The sequence below is a fragment of the Rhodoblastus sp. genome (genome assembly GCF_052145335.1).
Lineage (GTDB): Bacteria > Pseudomonadota > Alphaproteobacteria > Rhizobiales > Beijerinckiaceae > Rhodoblastus.
Genome location: NZ_JBKQOU010000027.1, coordinates 18,315 through 37,743 on the forward strand (window position 1 = coordinate 18,315; position 19,429 = coordinate 37,743).

Here is a 19,429-nt window from a genome sequence, read left to right on the forward strand (position 1 = left end):
CGGAGAGAAGCGCCAGATTTCACATCGATAAATCGCGAGGGAATTCGATTGTTAAGGAATGTGTCCTAGGGTAGTCGGCAACCCAGGGTTGAAACCGTGCCGCCTTTTGATGCCGATCTTTTGCTGCAGCTGCATGTCACCCCGACATTTGTCCTCGACAGGCGGGGACTGGTGATCGTCTGGAACAAGGCCTGCGAAACCCTCACAGGACTGAGGGCCACCGACGTTCTCGGAACGAGCAATCATTGGCGCGGTTTTTACGACGAGGCCAGGCCCTGCCTCGCCGACCTGATCCTGCAAGACCGCATCGAAGAAGTCGAAGAACATTATGCGGCCTTTTCCGACATCCAGGTGAGCCGCGGCGCTATCGCCGTGGAAGACTGGTTCGTCATGCCCATCAGCCGCCGCCGGCTTTACATCGCCATCGAAGCGGTGGCGATTCGCAACCAACAGGGCGAACTGGTCTGCGTTCTCGAAACGGCGCGCGACTTCACCGCGGCCAAGGAGGCGGAAGCCAATTTCAGGAGCCTCGCCGGCTTGGACGCTCTGACCGGCATCGCCAACCGTCGCACTTTCGACGTCCTCCTCGCTGCCGAATGGCGGAGGGCTATTCGCTCCGACGCGCCAATCTCGCTGCTCATCGCCGACATCGACCATTTCAAGCAGTTCAACGACAGCCTCGGCCACCAGAGCGGCGACGAATGCCTGCAACATGTCGCCGAAACCCTGGCTCTTGGCGCCAATCGCGCCGGCGATATCGCCGCCCGCTATGGCGGCGAGGAATTCGCCATCGTCTTGCCGGCCACCGACCGCAATGGCGCCGCCGCCATCGCCGAAAAACTGCGCGCGGCCATCGAAGACAGGAAAATCCACCATCCGCTCAGCAGCGTAGGCTCCCATGTCACCATTTCCATCGGCGCGGCGACGGTGACGCCAGGGTCCGGCGAGCGTCTCGAAAAACTGGTCTGTTTCGCCGATATCGCGCTTTATCAAGCCAAGGATCGCGGCAGGAACCGCGTCGTCGCCTTCGATGAAGAAGGTTCGCTGATCGCCCCGGCTGCGCGAATGAAATGCCGGCAGGCTCTCCACGTCGTGGCGAAACGACGCATCGTGGCGGCTGCGCATCGGTCCGCAGACTTCGACCAGGTCCCCGCCGATTCCATTTTTTGAAACAACATCAGGATCAAAGCGAAATTCCGCGCCTTTTTTTGCCGAATTGTCTTACACTGCCGGCATAAGGAAAGCGTCTCCCGCGACCTGCCGGCCCCTCGCTGGCCCGCCGCGCCCACCAGGTTGATCTCGTCTTGACCGAAACAGAGCCTTCGCCGCCAATCGAAGCCGCAAATACCAGCGCCGCCGTCCCCGAAGCCGCCTCGGACGAAAAAGCAACCGCTGAAAAAGCGCCCGCCAAGCCGCGCGAAATCGAGATGCCCCGCGAAATCGAGATCAAGTTCATCGCCGACGCGGCGGGTCTCGCCAGCGCCCTCGCCTCGCCGCTGCTTTCCGGCGAAGCGGCGCCCAGCCGCAAACTGACTTCGGTCTATTTCGACACGCCCGACTGGGTCCTGCACCGCAACCGCATCGCCCTGAGGGTGCGCCGCAGCGGCCGCGCCGCCCCGATGATGACCTTGAAATGGCCGGCGGAAGCCATGGAAGGCGTGTTCGCGCGAGGCGAGATCGAGTTTCCGGTGCCGAAACTCCAGCCGGACCTGACGCTGTTTGAAGGCGAATTGGCCGAAAAGCTGCGGGAACTGATCGGAGACAGCCCGCTCGCAGCCAAGTATGAAACCAGGGTTACGCGCGTCACCCGTCTGGTGAGCCATGGCGCGGCGCGGATCGAGGCGGCTTTCGACGAGGGCGTCATCGCTGTCGGCGAGCGCAGCCGCCCGCTGTGCGAACTCGAACTGGAGCTGAAATCAGGCGAGCCGCGTGAGCTTTACGAATTCGCCGCGCTCGTCGCCGACAGCCTGCCGCTGGTCCTCGACATTGTCAGCAAGGCCGAGCGCGCCTTTCATTTCGCCAAGGGGTCAGCGCCCGCGCCGCTGAAGATGCGACCGGCCCCGCTGGCGCCGGAGGTCATTCTGGACGAAGGCGTGGCGCGGGTGGCGCTCGGCTGCTGCGACCATTACATCGCCAACTGGGCGGCCCTACGCGACGGCGACGATCCGGAGGCGATCCATCAGATGCGCGTCGCGCTGCGGCGGTTGCGCGCGGCGCTCGCCATGTTCAAGCGCGCCATTCCCTGCGGCGAATTCGAGCTTTTCCGCGCCGAGGCCAGGGATCTGGCCACGGCGATGGGCCCGGCGCGCGATTGCGACGCCCTGCGCGAACTGGTCGAAATCGGCCCATTGGCGCATTTCGGCGAAAGAAAGGATTTTTCGCCTCTGCTCGACGCGCTGGAGCAGCGCCGCCTCGGCGACTACCAACAGGCGCGGGCGATGCTCGCCTCCAGGCGCCCGACGCTTTTCGTGTTGAAGCTCAGCGCCTTCGTCGCGCGGCGCGGCTGGCGCAACGCGCTCTCGGTCGAGGAACTTTCGATCCTGACCGGGACGATCGACGTTTTCGCCGCCGAGGCTCTGGAACGGCTGTACAGTCGCGTTTTGAAGCGCGGAAAAAATCTCGCCGAACTTCCCGACGCGCAGCGCCACCGGGCGCGCATCGCCTTGAAAAACCTCCGTTACGGCGCGGAATTTTTTGCTTCCTGTTTCGCCCAGAACCGCGACGTCGCCGCTTTCATCCGCGCCACCGCGCAACTGCAGAACGTGCTCGGCGCGCATAACGACGCTTCGAGCGCCGATCATTTCCTGAGCCAGCTTCACGACAGCGGCGCCGCGCGCGCCGCCGGGCTGGTCACGGGCTGGTACGCAAGGGGCGCCTTGATCGCCGATGAGGAACTGGCGCAGGACTGGAAAAACTTCAAGCGGATCAAGCCATTCTGGCGCTGACCGTTGCGATTTCAGGAATCGTGGCCGGCGGTTTTCGCGCCGTTTCTGTCGCCGCATGCATTGAGGGAAAGGCTTTTGATGCGAAAACTCATCGTGCTCAGCGGCAGCGGAATTTCCGCCGATTCAGGACTGGAGACTTTTCGCAGTTCCGGCGAGCGCAGTCTTTGGGCGCAATATGACGCCGACCTGGTCTGCAATTTCGATACCTGGGAAGAAAATTTCGATCTCGTCCACGAATTTTACTCGCGCCGCCGCGAACAATTGGCGAAAGTGGCGCCCAATGACGCGCATCGTCTTTGTGTCTCCTGGCAGGAGCGTTTTGGCGCCGACCTGATCACCCAGAACGTCGACGACCTGTTCGAACGCGCCGGCGCCCACGACGTGTTGCACGTTCACGGTTTTCTCACCTCGATGCGCTGTGTCGAATGCGGCGCGGAATGGCATTTCGGCTATCGCAAATTCGATCCCGCGACCGATCGCTGCCCGCACTGCCAGGGCCTCCACGTCAAGCCCAATGTGGTGTTCTTCCATGAACAGGCGCCGCTTTACGCCGAAATGTGGCGCCGCCTCGCGGGCCTGACCCATGACGACGTGCTGGTGGTGATCGGCACCTCCGGCAATGTCCTGCCCATCGCGGAAATCGCCCGCCGCACCCCCGCGACCACCGTCCTGTCCAATCTCGAAACCGAAAGCGCGATGACGGAAAATTATTTCACCCATGTCCTGCATGGCCGCGCCGCCGAAATCGCGCCGCAACTCGACGCGCTGGCCACGAGCCTGATGGAGCGCGGAGCTGAGCTTGTAAATATCTGAAAACATAGACTTTTGTTAGCATTTTGACAGGCCAGAGCGCGGCGAATATAAACCGGGCCATGGATGGCGCAAGGTCGTCAGGGAGGTGCTCGCAATGGCTTTACGCTATTTTGACCTGGAATCGCTCAAGACGACTCCACTGACCCGCGAGCCCTTCCAGTTTCTCGCCGTTCCCAACTTTCTCACCGCCGAGGCCTGCGCGGCGATCAACCGCGACTATCCGAAAATCGCTGAGAGCGGCAGTTTTCCGGCCGCCCAGCTGAACTTCGGACCGGCGTTCCAGGAATTGCTCGATGAATTGGGCTCCGACGAATTCCGCGCCGCTTTCGAGCAAAAATTCGGCGTCGACCTGACCGGGCGCCCGCATACGGTGACGGTTCGCGGCCGCTGCGCCGCCAAGGATGGGCGCATCCACACCGACACCAAGAGCAAGATCATCACCATCCTGATCTACATGAACCCGGAATGGGAACATTCCGGCGGACGGCTGCGGCTGTTGAAGTCGAACGCCAGCCTCGACGATCCGATTATGGAGGTTCCGCCCGCCGCCGGAACCCTGCTGGCCTTCAAACGCTCGGAAAACTCCTGGCACGGCCACATGCCCTACGAGGGCGAACGCCGCGTCATCCAGTTCAACTGGGTGACGTCGGAAGGCGACCGCCGAGTCGCCATGCTGCGCCACCATATATCGGCGGCGGTGAAGCGGCTTCTGGGCAAGCGCGAGAGCGAATACGCGTGACCTTTCACACGTCCCACAGCTTGCGGTAGACCCCGACGATCTCGTCGACCTCGCGGTCGCGATTGAAATCCTGCAAAACCACTTCCCTCGCCTTTTCGCCGATTCGCGCGGCCTTTTCGGGCTCGCGCATCAGCGGCTCGATCGAGGCGACCAGCGCCTCGACGTCGCCCGTCGGCGCCAGCACGCCGCTCTCCCCGTCCTTGATGACGATTTCGGCGGCTCCGGCGCGTGTAGCCACCACGGCGGCGCCCGCGGCCATGGCTTCGAGCATGGTCAGCCCAAAACCCTCCACCCGCGAGGCGAAGACATAGATCGAGATGCGCTTGTACCATACCGGCACTTCCTCGATCGGCAGTTCGCCGAGGAACAGGATGCGCTTTTCCAGACCCGCCGCCGCCACCTGGGCTTTGAGACCGTCGAGAAAGGCGCGATTATCGGCGGTGGTCAGGCCGATCACCACGGCGGTGAAATCGGGGTAGCGCGGCAGCAATTGCAGCATGGACTCGACGAACAGGTCGATGCCCTTCTGCTTGCGCACCCGGCCGAAAACGCCGACGCCATATTTTCCCGGCAGGCCCGATTCAGCGAAGGCTTTGAGCCGGTCGGCGGGCGGCGCGTAGGTTTCGACGTCGATGCCGTGATGGATGACGGTCGAAGGATGCTCCAGAAAGCCGGCGGCAATCTCGCTGGTGGCGATGATCGCATCCATCTTCGACAGCAGGAAGCGGGTGTAGCGCGAATGGCGGCGCTGGGCGGCGGAATTGAAGATCAGCTTTATCCGCAAGCCGAGCGCTTTCAACACCAGTCCGGCCAGCATTTCCACGTTGCGGCGGGCATGAAAAATGCGGAAGGCGTGATTTTTCGGCGCGCGAAAACGCAAGGCCAGCAGGTCGCCGAAACTCAAGCCCTTGACGCCCTCCGGCCGGTCGACGCCGAGCCAGGCGGCGTTGCAGCGCCCGGCGATCAGCGGCGCGATCGTGCGGTTGACCGCCGTGCCGCCGGAATAGCGGGCGCTCAGATTGGGAATAATGACTTCAAGGTCGTCCAGAAAAACATCGTCGCATTCCCGCTTCATCCACTTGGCCCCGTTCCGAAAGTCGCGCTTTGGAAAGGGTCTATAGCATTTCTGGCGATTTCCGCGAGAGCATGCGCCTTCAATGCAGACTCACTACTGAAGGGCTCACGCGCTCATATCTTTTCATCCACGGCGCGCAGGGCGGCAGGATCAATTTGCGTCCCCGCACCAGTTGCGCGGGATCGGCGACAATCTGCGCGATTTCGCGCGCCGGACGCGGCTTGCTGAAAAGATAGCCCTGAGCCTCGTCGGCGCCGTTCTCCCGCAAAATATCGAGCTGTTCGATAGTTTCGACGCCTTCGACCAGCATGTCGACGCCCAGTTCATAGACCATCGCCTTGACCGCCTTGATAATCGCCAGCGCCGCGTTGTTCTTCGCCATGTCGCGGACAAACGCCTGGTCGATCTTGACCTTGTTCGGCCGGAACCGGCTCAGATAGGACAGCGACGAATAGCCTGTGCCGAAATCGTCGAGGGCGACGCGTATCCCCAGATCGCGCAATTCGTCGATCGCGGCGAGCACGGAGTCGGCGTCGTTCATCAACACCGATTCGGTAATTTCCATTTCAAGCCGCGCCGCAGGAAATCTGGTCTCGCGAAGAATCCTCTTGACCATTTCGACAACGTCGGCGCGCACGAATTGCACGGCGGAAAAATTGACCGCCAGCCCGACTTCCCTCGGCCAGGATTTCGCGTCGATACAGGCCTGTCGCAGCACCCATTCGCCGAGCGGCGCCACCAGCCCGGATTCCTCGGCCATGGGTATGAATTCCGCCGGCGAGATCATTCCTTGCGTCGGATGACGCCAGCGAACCAGCGCCTCGCAGCAGCAGATCCGGCGTTTGCCGATGCTGACGATCGGCTGGTACCAGACCTCGAGTTCGTTGCGCCCGATTCCGGCGCGCAGATCGGCTTCGATCTGCTGCCGGCGCCGCGCCTTTTCCGCCATCGCAGTGTCGAAGAAGCGAAACGTTCCGCGCCCGGCGTCCTTGGCGGCGTAGAGCGCCATGTCGGCCGATTTCAGAAGCTCGTCGCTTTGGGCGCCGTCCTGGGGCGCCATCGCAACGCCCACCGAGCCGCCGATCATCAGCTTCTCGCTGTCGATGTGGAAGGGCTTGCCCAATTCCTCGACGATCCGGGAGGCGAAGACGCCCGCGTCCTCGCGCTCGCCCACTCGCAGCAGCACGAATTCGTCGCCGCCGAGCCGGGCGACGAAATCCTCTGATGACGCCAGTTTCTGCAGCCTTTCGGCGACTTTTTTCAAAAGCTTGTCGCCAAAGGGATGGCCTAGCGAATCATTGACCTGTTTGAACCGGTCGAGATCGATGACCACGACGGCGAAGGGTTTGGACTCACGGCAATTCGCAACGGCTCCTTCCAGCCTTTCCCGGAAGTGAACCCTGTTCGAAAGGCCGGTGACGTCGTCGTTGCGAGCCATGCGCTCGAACCGTATTTCGGTCTCGCGCCGGAGCGTCACATCGTCGACCAGCAGCGAAAAACCTTCCGGCATCGGACGAAAAGTAAATTCGAGAAAGCGCCCGTCGGCATGACGAAGCACGACGCTGCCGCCGAGACGCCGGCCAACGACCAGTTTCCCGATTTCGACCAGCCGCTGCGCCTCCGCCGGATCCTCGAGCCTCCGGGCGAATTTCCCGACGAACCATTCGTCGAGCGGGGCCTGCGCCGCGGTCGCGGCGGTCAGTCCGGTCAGCTCATCGAAGCGTCGGTTTCCTTCGATGAAAATCGAGGCGGAGTCGAACATGGCGAGGCCCTGAATCACCCCGTCCATCGCCGCCGCGAGCTTGCGCTCGGTCCCAAGCCCCTCGATGGTCTTGCGGTTGAGCCGTTTGGCGCCCTGGATGACGGCGAAGGCGACGCCGAGGGCGGCGGCGATGGCCACCGGGGTATAAAACTCCCAGCGGAAGCACAGTCCAAGGATAAATAGTGGGACGGCGCAGCCAGCCTGGAGATAAACGAGGCGGGGTCGCCCGGCCTCCCGCATCGGCGACAGCGCGAGATGGCCGATCGCGCCAATGGTTGCGGCGATGGCGATGCTAGCCGGCGTTTTGGCGATGAACGTCGCGCAGGACAGGAAGCCGATCGCCGCCGCCATGCCGACGCTCGCGACCCCATAGGCCTTTTCCCAGGCCTGAACTGACTCGCTGGCGCGGCCTGATTTTCCATTGAGGATCTGGACGACTCCGACCTTGATCGCGGCGGCCGCGATCAGCGCCAGGGCGGCGATATTGGCCAGCAGGCTGAAATCGCCGGTCAGAAGCGCCCCGCCAAGCGCCAAAGCGATCACGACGTCGAAGAAAAAGGTCCGCTTCACCCGGGGCGAGGCCGCGCTGGCCTCTTTCCCGCCGGGCGCCCTGGTCTCCAGCCGCGCTGGCGGCGGATGATCCTTTGATCTCGACAATCCCGAATTCCTTGACCTGCGCATGCGCGCCTTGGCGAAATCTAACGCGCCGGGGTAAAAAATGACTCAACCTTTACGGGTATATTTAAGGTCATGATCTCATGGCGTGTTTTGCTTCGGCTTTCGTGGCGCCAGCGCGCGACTCATGCTAGTCAGCCTTGTGCTAGGCGACGCCACCCGTCGCCATGACTTCATTTTCTCCTTTAAAAAGAAGATGTTAGCCTATGAAAATCGCGATGATCGGCTCCGGCTACGTCGGTTTGGTCTCAGGAGTCTGTTTCGCCGATTTCGGCCATAACGTGACTTGCGTCGACAAGGACCCAGGCCGCATCGAATCCCTGCTGCGCGGCGAAATCCCGATTTTCGAGCCGGGTCTCGAGGAACTGGTCGCAAAAAATGTCCGCCAGCAGCGGCTCAGCTTCAGCACCGACCTGCCTGCCGCCGTCGCCGAGGCCGACGCCGTGTTCATCGCGGTTGGCACGCCTTCGCGGCGCGGCGACGGTCATGCCGATCTCTCCTACATCTATGCCGCGGCCCGCGACATCGCCAAGGCGCTGAAAGGATTCACCGTCGTCGTCACCAAGTCGACGGTGCCGGTCGGCGCCGGCGACGAGGTCGAGCGGATCATCACGGAGGCCCGGCCCGACGCCGAATTCGCCGTCGCCTCGAACCCGGAGTTTTTGCGCGAAGGCGCGGCCATCGACGATTTCAAAAGGCCCGACCGCATCGTCGTCGGCACGACCGATCCGCGCGCACGGGAGGTGATGAGCGAGGTCTATCGCCCGCTGAACCTCAACCAGCCGCCGCTCTATTTCGTCGAACGCCGCACGGCGGAGCTGATCAAATACGCCGCCAACGCCTTCCTGGCGACCAAGGTGACTTTCATCAATGAAATCGCCGATCTCTGCGAAAAGGTAGGCGCCGATGTCCAGGACGTGGCGCGCGGCATCGGCATGGACAATCGCATCGGCTCGAAATTCCTGCATGCGGGCCCGGGTTTCGGCGGGTCGTGTTTTCCCAAGGACACGCTGGCCATCGTCAAGACGGCGCAGGATTACGACGCCCCTCTGCGCATCGTCGAAGCCGTGGTCGCGGTCAACGACCAGCGCAAGCGCGGCATGGCCAAGAAGGTGATCGCCGCCTGCGGCGGTTCGGTGCGCGGCAAGACCGTTGCGCTGCTTGGCCTCGCTTTCAAGCTGAACACCGACGACATGCGCGACGCGCCATCGATTTCCATCGTCACGGCGCTGCAGGACGCCGGCGCGAAAGTGCGCGCCTATGATCCGAAAGCCATGGACCAGGCGCGCGCCATCATGCCGCATGTGACCTTGTGCGAAGACCCTTATCATTGCGCGGAGGGCGCCGAGGCCCTGGTCATCGTCACCGAATGGGACGAATTCCGCGCGCTCGACCTGCCGCGCATAAAGAAGCTGCTGGCGGCGCCGAACCTGATCGACCTGCGCAACGTCTATCGTCCCGCCGACGTGCGCCGGCACGGTTTCGCCTATGTCAGCATCGGCCGGGCCTGAGCCCGGCCGCTCCGGCTGATCGGATCAGGCTGCCTTTTTCATATTGTTGATGATCGCGCCGACAATCGCGGTGACGATCGCGCCTGAAGCGCCGCCGCCGACGAGCTGACCCGCCAGGGCGCCGAGGTCGAGGCCGCCGGCCCCGCCCTGGAGCATGGGGATGAGCGAAGACAACAGCGAACCGCCCGCCGCGCCGCCCGCCGCGCCGGCGATGGTGTTGCCCACCCCGCCGAGGCTGATATTTTTCAAAAGACCGCCGGCGGCATTGCCGCCGACAGCGCCGGCAACGAGTTGAATGAGAAGATTGATGAGAGTTGCGGACATGACGTTCCCCTGAAATGTCCTCAGGCTCCAGAACGCCGCTTGCCTGGAGGGCCTTGAGGGGTCGTTGACGCACCAGTGGACGCTGCGCCAACGTTAAATCGAAGCGTTTGACTGCTCCGCTTGCTCAACCCCGAACTCTGGCTTTGGTTCAATAAGAGCTCGAACAATGTCACTCCCTCCAGACCGCCTCACCAATGACACGAAACAAGGGGAGGATCGCCTTCGCTTGGAGCTGTCCTCGATGGCCGCGTTCGCCGCGACGCGCGCAATTTTTCCGCGTCTCCTGATCGCCTGCTGGCTCGTCGCCGCAGGCGTATCCATGCCGGACGTCGCTGTGGCGCAGACGCCGCCGACAGACCTTTCAAAACCGACGCCGGAACAGCCCGCGCCTCCCACCGAGGCGGCAAAGCCCGAACCGCAACGCACGACCGAAACGCCGGCGGTCGTCATCGACGGAAGCGCCGCCCAGTCGCTGCTCGGCAAATCCGTGCAAAGCCTGAAAGGCGAGGATCTGGGGCGGATCGTTGACGTGATTGTCGACCGCGCGGGGATTTTGCGCGCCGCCATCGTCGATTTCGGAGGCTTTCTCGGCGTCGGCACCCGAAAGATCGCCGTCGACTGGCGCTTGCTGCATTTCCCGGAAAACGGTCCGATGAACAAGCTTTCCGCCGATCTCCAGCGCGATCAATTGCGCAATGCGCCGGTCTACAAGGAGGGCGAACCCGTGGTCGTGATCGGCGGGGCGAGCGCATCGCCTGCGCCCGCCGCGCCGGCGCTCCCGTCTCCTCCGCCTCCCCCGGTCTCTGCTGAAAAACCTTGAGAAGAGGACGTCGCGACGAAGCGCCATGACGATTGCGCGCGAAAGCCTTCGCGCCGGAGCAGCCACGGCCTGGACTGGCTTGTTTTCTTTGTCGCCGACATCCAGACCGGATTCGGACCCTTCGTCGCGGTCTTTCTCACCACACAAAAGTGGACGCAAGTCGATATCGGCCTGGTCCTCACCGTCAGCGGCCTCGTCAGCCTGATCGGCCAGGCGCCGCTTGGAGCGCTGGTCGACGCCTCGAAATCCTTGCGCCTCCTCGCCGTGGTGGCTTTGGCGATGATCGGCGTCAGCGCCTTCGCCTTCGCCTTCTGGCCAATTTTCGTCGTGGTGATGCTCTCGCGGATTGTGCATGCCGCGGCAAGCTGCGTGCTCGGCCTCGCGCTGGTCGCGATCAGCCTTGGGCTGTCAGGCGAAGAGCGGATCAGCGAGCGCCTTGGCCGCAACGCCGCCTTCGCCTCGGCGGGCACGGGAATCGCCGCCGCCGCCATGGGCGCCTGCGGCGTCTATCTGTCCAATCGCGCGGTGTTCTTTCTCGCAGGCGCCCTGACGGTTCCAGCCATTGTCGCCCTGTTGCGGATCGACGCCGCGGAAATCGGCCCGGCTTCGGACGCGGCGCGGGGGGCGCGAACCAGCGCCAGGTCGCTGGCGCAAGGCTTTGGCGAAATCATGCGCAATGCGCCCTTCGTGACGTTCGCCTTCTGCATCCTGGTTTTTCATCTCGCCAACGCCGCCATGCTGCCGCTTGCGGCCAGCATGTTGACTCTGCGTTCGAGCCAGGCCGCGACGATCATGGTCGCCGGCGCCATCGTCGTTCCGCAATTCGTCATGACCGTGCTGTCGCCCTGGGTCGGTCGGCGGGCGGAGGTATGGGGAAGGCGACCGCTGCTGCTGCTCGGCTTTGGCGCCCTGGCCTTGCGCGGCCTGCTTTTCTCGTTGACCAGCGCGCCTCACCTCCTGGTGATGGTGCAGGCTCTCGACGGCCTGTCGGCGGCGACGCTTGCCGTCCTGGTTCCGCTGACGATGGTCGACCTGACCCGGACGCACGGGCACTTCAATCTTGCGCAAGGCATGGCGGGTTGCGCCATGGGCGTCGGCGCCGCAATGAGCACGGCTTTGGCCGGCTATGTCAGCGACCAGTTCGGCAGCCACGCCGCATTCAACATGCTGACCGTCTTCGCCGCCGGCGGCTTTGTCGCCTTGGCCTTGCTCATGCCGGAAACCCGGCCGAGAGCGCTTGAGGAAGCGCCGCAAGCGCCCGTGACTAGAAACTAGCCAGCCGCGGCCGCGGCTTCGCGCCATCGATCAGCCTGCGATAAAGATCGAGATAATCCTGCGCCATGCGGCGGGCGGTGAACCGTTGCTCGAATCTCGTGCGGATGGCGCTGCGCGAGAGCGACGCCACTTCATGCACCGCGCCGACCGCGCTGGTCTCGTCCTCGACAATGAAGCCGGTGACCCCGTCTTCGACGATTTCGGCGACCGACCCCCGATTGAAAGCCACGACGGGAAGGCCACAGGCCATGGCTTCGATCATCACCAGCCCGAACGGCTCCGGCCAGTCGATGGGAACCAGCAGCGCGATCGCGCCGCTCAAGAAAACCTTTTTGCGATCGTCCCCGATTTCGCCGATGAATTCCACGCCTGGCGCCTCCAGCAGCGGGCGGATTACTTCGTTGAAATAATCGGCGTCGGCGCGGTCGACCTTGGCGGCGATTTTCAGCGGCAAGCCGCAACGCTGCGCAATGCGGATGGCGGCGTCCACGCGCTTTTCCGGCGAGATCCTGCCGAGAAAGGCGAGATAGGACGGTCTTGCCGGTTGCGGCCGCAACAGGTTTTCCGGCAAGCCGTGATGAACCGTTGCGACCCAGTTCGCCGTGGGAATGGGCCGGCGCTGCGCATTCGAAATGGAGACCAGCGGAACGGACGGAAAGGTGGCGAAAACCGGGTGATGTTCCGGCAGGTCGAGACGTCCGTGCAGGGTGGTGACGAAGGGCGTAGCCTGGCGCGACATCAACGAAAAAGCATAATAGTCGAGATGGAAATGCATGATGTCGAACTGGCTGGCGCGACGGAAAACCTGTTCGATCATCGCCATATGCAGCGCATTGGGATCGCGCACCGTGCCGTCGAGTCTCAGCGATCGCGGCCACATCGGCTCCAGTCTGGCGGCGGTGATCGAATCGCCGCTGGCGAAGAGGGAAACGTCATGCCCGAGTTCGACCAGTTCTTCGGTCAGCCAGGAAATGACCCTTTCGGTGCCTCCGTAAAGCGGCGGCGGCACGGCTTCGGTCAGGGGGGCGATTTGCGCGATGCGCATCGAAACACCTGCTTTTAGCGGTTACACTTTTGATATATAGTGAAAATGGCGCTGTATTCGCCGCGAACCATTTGCCGCCGCGAGGCGTTGGTATCGCGCGAAGTCAACGCTCCGATGTCTTTCCGGGTTTCGGTGCGGCGCGATATATTCGCCAGAGACCGCGCGGCGACGGAAATTGACGACGCCATGCTCCATGCGAAGAGGCCCGAAGGGGCGCGCCATTGACCCAGGATCTTTGCCGTTTCAGGGACCGCCCGGTCGCATTTTTCGCCCGCTACGTCAGGCGTCGGCCGTTCGCTCATAGCCTGATCCTGCTGTCGGTGGTCGGCGCGGTGATTTGCTCGGTGAGCACCCAATATGGCGTCAAGTGTCTGGTCGACGCCTTGTCGCAAAGCCCCCCCTCGTCCAGCGGGCCATGGCCTGCCTTCGTCCTCATCGTCTCGTTCGTCGCGGCGGATAATTTGCTCTGGCGCGTGGCCAGCTGGGTCGCCAGCCATGCCTTCGTCAAGGTGACAGGCGACCTGCGATCCGAATTGTTCCGCCACCTCACCGGCCATGCGCCGGCCTATTTCGTCGACAGCCTTCCGGGCACGCTCACCAGCCGGGTCACCGCAACTTCGAACGCCGTGTTCCAGATCGAGAACATGATGATGTGGAACGTGCTGCCGCCTTGCGTGGCCACGCTTTGCACGGTGTTTTTTCTCGCCATGGTCAACGCTCAAATGGCGGCGGTGGCGGTCCTGGTCGCCACCTTCGTGGTGGTGACGATGTTTCGCCTGGCGGCGGCCGGCCGGCCGCTTCATCGCGAATTCGCCAGCAAGGCGGCGGCGGTGGATGGCGAAATGGTCGACGTCATCGGCAACATGCCGCTGGTGCGGGCGTTTGGCGGACTTTTTCGCGAGCATCTGCGCTTCGACAACACCGTCGCCGCCGAAATGACCGCCCGCCAGCGCAGCCTGCGCTATCTCGAAAAATTGCGCCTGCTGCACGCTCTCGCCGTGATCGGCGCGACGCTCGCGCTGCTCGCCTGGGCCATCCGGCTATGGCAGGATAAACGCGCGACGGCTGGAGACGTGGTGCTGGTGTGCACGCTCGGCCTGTCGCTGCTCAGCGCCACCCGCGACCTGGCGGTCGCGCTGGTCGACGTCACCCAGCACATGGCGCGCCTCTCGGAGGCTCTCGCTACCCTTCTGTCGCCGCACGAATTGGCGGACCATCCCGAAGCTCTGGCCCTGGTCCCGAAAGGCGCCCGCGTCACCATCGAAGACATCTGCTTCGGCTATTCCAGCGAGCGGCAGGTGTTCGCCGGCTTCAGCCTGGACATAAGGCCCGGCCAGCGCGTCGGCCTCGTCGGCCCCTCGGGCGGCGGCAAGTCGACGCTGGTCGCCCTGATCCAGCGCTTGTACCTCGCTCAGTCCGGGCGCATTCTCATCGATGGACAGGATATCGCGCTGGCGACCGAGGAGAGCCTGCGCGACGCCATTGCGGTCGTGCCGCAGGATACGGCGCTGCTCAATCGCACGCTGATGGAAAACATCCGCTACGGCCGGCCGGAAGCCAGCGACGAAGAAGTCTGGGCGGCCGCGACGGCGGCGCGATGCCGGCCCTTCATCGAAAACCTGCCCGAGGGACTGGAGACGATGGTCGGGGACCGCGGAGTGAAAATGTCGGGCGGCCAGCGCCAGCGCATCGCCATAGCCCGCGCCTTTTTGAAGGACGCGCCTCTGCTCATCCTCGACGAGGCGACCTCGGCGCTCGACAGCGAGTCCGAGGAAGCCATTCGCGAGGCGCTGGAACGACTGATGGCGGGGCGAACGGTGATCGCCATCGCCCATCGCCTTTCGACCCTGCGCAATTTCGACCGCATCGTCGTGTTGCAGGCTGGAAAGCTGGTTGAAGACGGGCCGCCGGATGCGCTGATGCGGTGCAACGGCGTTTATCGCGAGCTGGTCAACCGCGAGCTTGACCGATTGGCGCGACAGGCCGCCTAAGCCGACGCGTCAAACAACAAGCAGGGGCCGAACCGATTCCAGCGGATCGGAAAAAGGCTCGGGAGGAATTCGACAAGCGCTCCTTCATCCCATGGAGCGCGGCGAGGTTTCATTGCGGGTGTCCCATGCAGATAGCAAAAAGCCATGCCGGCGTTGGCGTTGGCGTCTCCGGTCCCGGCGCGCCCAACGAGCCGAAACTGGCCCAGTTCTTCATCCCCGCGGCGGCCTCGTTGCAGGAACGGAGACCGCGAACACTGAAACACGGCGACACTTTCGGCCTGTTCGACCACAATGGCGACGCGCTGGCCGGCCACGGCAATCCCGAGGGCCTCTATCACCTGGACACGCGCTATTTGTCCTTCTTCACGCTGACGATCAATGGCGAGCGGCCAATGCTGCTCAGTTCGACGCCGCGCGACGACAATGCCGCCCTGATCTTCGACCTGACCAATCCCGATCTCTACGATCGCGCGGGCGCGCTCGTTCTCGAACACGACCTCATCCACATCCGCCGCTTGCGATTTCTGTGGCACGGCGCCTGTTACGAACGCCTGGCCGTGCGCAATTACGATATCGCGCCTCGCCGTGTGCGTCTGGGCCTGAACTTCGCCGCCGATTTCGCCGATATTTTCGAAGTGCGCGGCAGCCGGCGGGCGGCGCGGGGCGAAGATCACCCCCCTGAAATCACCGCCGACCACGTGACCTTGCGCTATACCGGCCTCGACCATTTCACGCGCCGCACGACGCTGCGATTCGAACCTGCGCCGACGGAAATCGATGGCGAACAGGCGGAGATCGACCTGGTGCTCGCGCCGCTCGAAAAGCAGCTGATCTTTGTCGAAATTCGATGCAATTCGGACGACCGCGGCGCATCGGTGCGCCATGGCTTTTTAACCGCATTGCGCGACGCGCGCAGGGCGCTACGCGATTCGACGGCGCGCGCGGCTTCGATCGCCGCGTCGAACGAGATCTTCAACGAGACCCTGCGCCGCTCCGTCTCCGATCTCGCCATGCTCATCAGCCAAACGCCGCAAGGGCCGTTTCCCTATGCCGGGATTCCCTGGTTCAGCACGGTCTTCGGCCGCGATGCGCTGATTACCGCGATGGAGACGCTCTGGTTCGACCCCGCCATCGCGCGCGGCGTGTTGCGCTATCTCGCCGCACACCAGGCGAAAGAGTTCAACCCGGCGGCGGATTCCGAACCCGGCAAGATCTTGCACGAGGCGCGCAATGGGGAAATGGCGCAACTTGGCGAAGTGCCGTTCCATCGCTACTACGGCAGCGTTGATTCCACGCCGCTTTTCGTGATGCTGGCGGGCGCCTATCTGGAGCGGACTGGCGACATCGCCACCATTGGATCGATCTGGCCCCATATCGAGGCGGCCCTGAACTGGATCGAAAACGACGGCGACCGCGACGGCGACGGTTTCGTCGAATACGGCCGGCGAACGTCCGAGGGCCTGGTCAATCAAGGCTGGAAGGACAGCAGCGATTCCATATTCCACGCCGACGGCTCCCTGGCGCAAGGGCCCATCGCGCTGGTCGAGTTGCAGGCCTATGTCTATGGCGCCTGGCGCGCGGGTTGCGACATGGCGGGGGCGCTGACGCTTCCCTTGCAGGCGGAGGCATGGCGAGAGAAGGCCAAAGTCCTGCGCCAGCGTTTCGACGAGGCGTTTTTCGACGAGGCACTTGGCTCCTATGTGCTGGCGCTCGACGGCGACAAGAAACCCTGCCGGGTCCGCGCCTCGAACGCCGGCCACGCGCTTTTTACCGGCATCGCCTTACCGGAGCGCGCCCGTATCGTCGTCGAAACCTTGATGGACCCAATCTCTTTTTCCGGCTGGGGCGTACGCACCGTGGCCTCGACGGAAAGCCGCTACAACCCGATGAGCTATCACAACGGCTCGATCTGGCCCCATGACAACGCGGTGATCGCCGCCGGCTTCGCACGCTATGGCTTCCGCCGTGAAGCCGCGCGGATTTTCGAGGGCGTCAACGCCGCATCGACCTATATCGATCTGCGGCGGCTGCCGGAACTGTTCTGCGGCTTTCCACGCCAGCGCAGCCAGGGACCGACCTTTTATCCGGTCGCTTGCGCGCCGCAGGCGTGGGCGGCGGCGGCGCCCTTGTCGATGCTCGAGTCTTGCCTGGGGCTGGGTTTTGACATCAAGAACGGCCAGATCACTTTCGATCATCCGGTTCTGCCGGAGTTCCTCGACGAAGTGGTGTTGCGCAATTTGTCCCTCGCAGACGGATCGGTCGATGTTGCGGTCCAGCGCGCCGGCGACGGCATCGTGGTGAAGGTGCTGTCGCGCAAGGGAACGGTGCAGATTTTGACCGCAAGCTGAATCGCTTCAGGCCGATTGGCCCTCGGTCAAGGGTGCGCCGAAGCCGGAGCCGTGGCGGGTTTTGGATTCGGGCTGGGCTTGGGCTTGGGCGCCGCTTTGGCCGCCACGGAATCCGGCGGAATGTCGGCGGCGGCGATCACGTTATCGGGCAGCCGCGTCCAGGTCTTGGTCTGGCCAAGGATTGGCATTCCGACATAGCCGCGCACAAACAGGCTCTTCCCGTCCGGACTCAGCTCCATTTGCGCGTGATAGACCGTGCCGTCGCGCGGGTCGAGAATGGTTCCGTCGCGATATTCGGCGCCCTCGCGCTTCATGCCCTTGACGATGGTCAGGCCAAGCATCGGCGCGTCCTTCTGGGCCCCGGGGCAATTGCCGCAGGTATCGAACGTCGGCTTGCCGGGAATCCTGAAGGTCTTGACCAGACGCCCTTCGAAAACGCCATTCTTGTCGACAAAATAGAACCAGCCGGTCGGCTTGCCATCGTCGTCGGAAGATTGCCAGAACCCGGCGGCTGTGGTCCAGGTCTGGGCGAAGCCTCCGGTCGAAACCGCCGCCAGCATTGCGGCTAGGCCGAGGACCAGACGGAGACGGGGTTGAAATGCGCCGGCGGGGCGCGGCGGGACGCTTGCAATACCCGAAAGATCACGCATCGATTTTCCTCCAGGGCTTTTGCAAGAAGTCACGCCAGATCGCCTTGCCGCGTCACATGCCGTTGGACTCCAGCACTTTGCGACACGGCGCGGATAGTTTGGCGCGATTCTCCTGCAAACAGGCCAGGAAGGCGTTGTCTCCTGCATTCTGGGGGATTTTATGGCAATAGCGGCGGACATCGGGTCGGCAGGCCGCCTGCTGCTCGGGCGAGCCCGAGGCGGCCTGTCCCAAACCAGCCGGGCCAATCACGGCTCCGATGGCCAAGGCCAACAATAGTCCCTTGCTTTTTTTCATGTTCGCTCCTTTTCACCTGTCCAGGCTGTTCTTCAGGCCTCGTTGTTTTCCGGCGCGGCCCCGCCGAGGCGCCCGAAGGAACTGCGGTGCGTTTCGCTCGAGCGCAGCACAAATTCGGGCGCCATCGGGCCTTCGGTGCGCAGGCCTCCCAACCACAACCGCAACGCCGCCATGGGCCGCCGCACGCTGGCGTGGGCCGCTGTGGCTTCATAACCGCAGTGGGCCATGCAATTGGCGCATTTTTCGTGGCGCCCGGTTCCATATTTCTCCCATTCGGTCGTCTCCATCAGCTCCTTGAAACTGTCGGCGTAGCCTTCGCCGAGCAGATAACAGGGCTTTTGCCAGCCGAAGACGTTACGCGTCGGCATTCCCCAGGGCGTGCACTGGAAGGACTGATTGCCGGCGAGGAAATCGAGATACATCGGCGTATGGATGAGGTTCCAGTTTCGGCCTTTGCCCAGGGCGAAGATATTGCGAAAAAGCTCCCTGGTTTTGCGCCGGCTCAGGAAATGCTCCTGGTCGGGCGCATGTTCATAGGCGTAGCCGGGCGAAATGGAGGCGCCGACGCCGAGCGTTTTGGCGAAATCGAGAAAATCCGCGACCTCTTGCGCCTTGAATCCATCGTAGATCGTCGCGTTGACATTGACGTTGAAGCCCTGCGCCCGGGCCCTTCCGATCGCCGCCGTCGCAATCTCGAAGACGCCGTCCCGGGAAACCGCGCGGTCGTGATGATCCTTCAGCCCATCGAGATGGACCGAGAAATAAAGGTAAGGCGAAGGCTTGAACAAATGCAGTTTCTTATCGAGCAGCAGGGCGTTGGTGCAAAGATTGACGATCTTCTTGCGCGCGAGAATTCCTTCGACGATTTCCCCGATATTCTTGTGGATCAACGGCTCGCCGCCCAGGATGGCCACCATCGGCGCGCCGCATTCGTCCACCGCGTCGAGACATTGCTGGACCGACAATCGCCGGTTCAAAATGTGATCCGGATAATCGATCTTGCCGCAGCCGGCGCAGGCGAGATTGCAGCGAAACAGCGGCTCCAGCATCAGCACCAGCGGGTAGCGCTCGCGGCCGAGCAGCCTTTGCTTGAGCAGATAGAGGCCTATTTTCACGTCGCGGAAAGATGGCGATAACCCTGGCCTGCCCATCACGCTTCCT

At 63.2% G+C, this 19,429-nt stretch carries 16 protein-coding genes; 9 read left to right on the forward strand and 7 right to left on the reverse strand.

Annotated features, from left to right (window positions below):
• Window positions 1-96 precede the first annotated feature (96 nt).
• From ACLP2E_RS02005 to ACLP2E_RS02020, 4 genes are all read left to right on the forward strand, one after another.
• Window positions 97-1,170: a sensor domain-containing diguanylate cyclase gene (locus ACLP2E_RS02005; protein WP_442465003.1), complete on the forward strand. Its 1,074-nt coding sequence runs from the start codon at window positions 97-99 to the stop codon at window positions 1,168-1,170.
• Between the two features lie 134 nt (window positions 1,171-1,304).
• Window positions 1,305-2,945 carry a CYTH and CHAD domain-containing protein gene (locus ACLP2E_RS02010; RefSeq protein ID WP_442465004.1) on the forward strand — a complete coding sequence of 547 codons (1,641 nt, stop codon included), beginning with the start codon at window positions 1,305-1,307 and terminating at the stop codon, window positions 2,943-2,945.
• A 78-nt stretch (window positions 2,946-3,023) separates the two neighbouring features.
• Entirely contained in the window at window positions 3,024-3,758 is a 735-nt protein-coding gene (locus tag ACLP2E_RS02015; RefSeq protein ID WP_442461245.1) for an SIR2 family NAD-dependent protein deacylase, read from the forward strand.
• A 94-nt stretch (window positions 3,759-3,852) separates the two neighbouring features.
• On the forward strand, window positions 3,853-4,497 hold the full coding sequence (locus ACLP2E_RS02020) for a 2OG-Fe(II) oxygenase (RefSeq protein ID WP_442465005.1): 645 nt from the start codon (window positions 3,853-3,855) through the stop codon (window positions 4,495-4,497).
• A gap of 4 nt (window positions 4,498-4,501) precedes the next feature.
• Here the strand turns inward: ACLP2E_RS02020 and ACLP2E_RS02025 are convergent, their stop codons facing one another.
• Together ACLP2E_RS02025 and ACLP2E_RS02030 are read right to left on the reverse strand one after the other, a co-directional pair.
• Complete coding sequence (locus tag ACLP2E_RS02025; protein ID WP_442465006.1) at window positions 4,502-5,572, reverse strand: glycosyltransferase family 4 protein; 1,071 nt, start codon at window positions 5,570-5,572, stop codon at window positions 4,502-4,504.
• 79 nt (window positions 5,573-5,651) lie between these two features.
• Window positions 5,652-7,991 carry a putative bifunctional diguanylate cyclase/phosphodiesterase gene (locus ACLP2E_RS02030; RefSeq protein ID WP_442465007.1) on the reverse strand — a complete coding sequence of 780 codons (2,340 nt, stop codon included), beginning with the start codon at window positions 7,989-7,991 and terminating at the stop codon, window positions 5,652-5,654.
• A 224-nt stretch (window positions 7,992-8,215) separates the two neighbouring features.
• Here ACLP2E_RS02030 and ACLP2E_RS02035 point away from each other — a divergent pair, with 224 nt between their 5' ends.
• Window positions 8,216-9,520 (forward strand): UDP-glucose dehydrogenase family protein, encoded by a 1,305-nt coding sequence (locus ACLP2E_RS02035; protein WP_442461241.1) that lies wholly within the window; start codon window positions 8,216-8,218, stop codon window positions 9,518-9,520.
• 24 nt (window positions 9,521-9,544) lie between these two features.
• On the opposite strand, the gene ACLP2E_RS02040 is transcribed toward ACLP2E_RS02035, so the two are convergent.
• Entirely contained in the window at window positions 9,545-9,844 is a 300-nt protein-coding gene (locus tag ACLP2E_RS02040; protein WP_442461240.1) for a hypothetical protein, read from the reverse strand.
• Window positions 9,845-10,085: 241 nt separating this feature from the next.
• Here ACLP2E_RS02040 and ACLP2E_RS02045 point away from each other — a divergent pair, with 241 nt between their 5' ends.
• Both ACLP2E_RS02045 and ACLP2E_RS02050 read left to right on the forward strand, forming a co-directional pair.
• Entirely contained in the window at window positions 10,086-10,664 is a 579-nt protein-coding gene (locus ACLP2E_RS02045) for a PRC-barrel domain-containing protein (protein ID WP_442461239.1), read from the forward strand.
• 69 nt (window positions 10,665-10,733) lie between these two features.
• The gene (locus ACLP2E_RS02050; protein WP_442461253.1) at window positions 10,734-11,939 is read left to right on the forward strand and encodes an MFS transporter; all 1,206 of its coding nucleotides are present in this window, start codon (window positions 10,734-10,736) and stop codon (window positions 11,937-11,939) included.
• Here the strand turns inward: ACLP2E_RS02050 and ACLP2E_RS02055 are convergent.
• The gene (locus ACLP2E_RS02055; protein ID WP_442461238.1) at window positions 11,929-12,984 is read right to left on the reverse strand and encodes a glycosyltransferase family 4 protein; all 1,056 of its coding nucleotides are present in this window, start codon (window positions 12,982-12,984) and stop codon (window positions 11,929-11,931) included. The two genes, ACLP2E_RS02050 and ACLP2E_RS02055, sit on opposite strands and share 11 nt — an antisense overlap.
• A 221-nt stretch (window positions 12,985-13,205) precedes the next feature.
• Between ACLP2E_RS02055 and ACLP2E_RS02060 the strand changes: the two genes are divergently transcribed.
• Complete coding sequence (locus ACLP2E_RS02060; RefSeq protein ID WP_442461237.1) at window positions 13,206-14,975, forward strand: ABC transporter ATP-binding protein; 1,770 nt, start codon at window positions 13,206-13,208, stop codon at window positions 14,973-14,975.
• A 125-nt stretch (window positions 14,976-15,100) separates the two neighbouring features.
• Window positions 15,101-17,323 carry an amylo-alpha-1,6-glucosidase gene (locus ACLP2E_RS02065; protein ID WP_442461236.1) on the forward strand — a complete coding sequence of 741 codons (2,223 nt, stop codon included), beginning with the start codon at window positions 15,101-15,103 and terminating at the stop codon, window positions 17,321-17,323.
• Between the two features lie 26 nt (window positions 17,324-17,349).
• Here ACLP2E_RS02065 and ACLP2E_RS02070 read toward each other — a convergent pair whose 3' ends face one another.
• Genes ACLP2E_RS02070 through hpnH form a run of 3 tightly spaced genes read right to left on the reverse strand, consistent with a single transcriptional unit; the run spans window position 17,350 to window position 19,419 of the window.
• Window positions 17,350-17,973: a DUF2147 domain-containing protein gene (locus ACLP2E_RS02070; RefSeq protein ID WP_442465008.1), complete on the reverse strand. Its 624-nt coding sequence runs from the start codon at window positions 17,971-17,973 to the stop codon at window positions 17,350-17,352.
• A gap of 52 nt (window positions 17,974-18,025) precedes the next feature.
• Complete coding sequence (locus tag ACLP2E_RS02075; protein WP_442461234.1) at window positions 18,026-18,268, reverse strand: cysteine rich repeat-containing protein; 243 nt, start codon at window positions 18,266-18,268, stop codon at window positions 18,026-18,028.
• Window positions 18,269-18,300: 32 nt separating this feature from the next.
• Window positions 18,301-19,419 (reverse strand): adenosyl-hopene transferase HpnH, encoded by a 1,119-nt coding sequence (gene hpnH / locus ACLP2E_RS02080; RefSeq protein WP_442465013.1) that lies wholly within the window; start codon window positions 19,417-19,419, stop codon window positions 18,301-18,303.
• Window positions 19,420-19,429 lie beyond the last annotated feature (10 nt).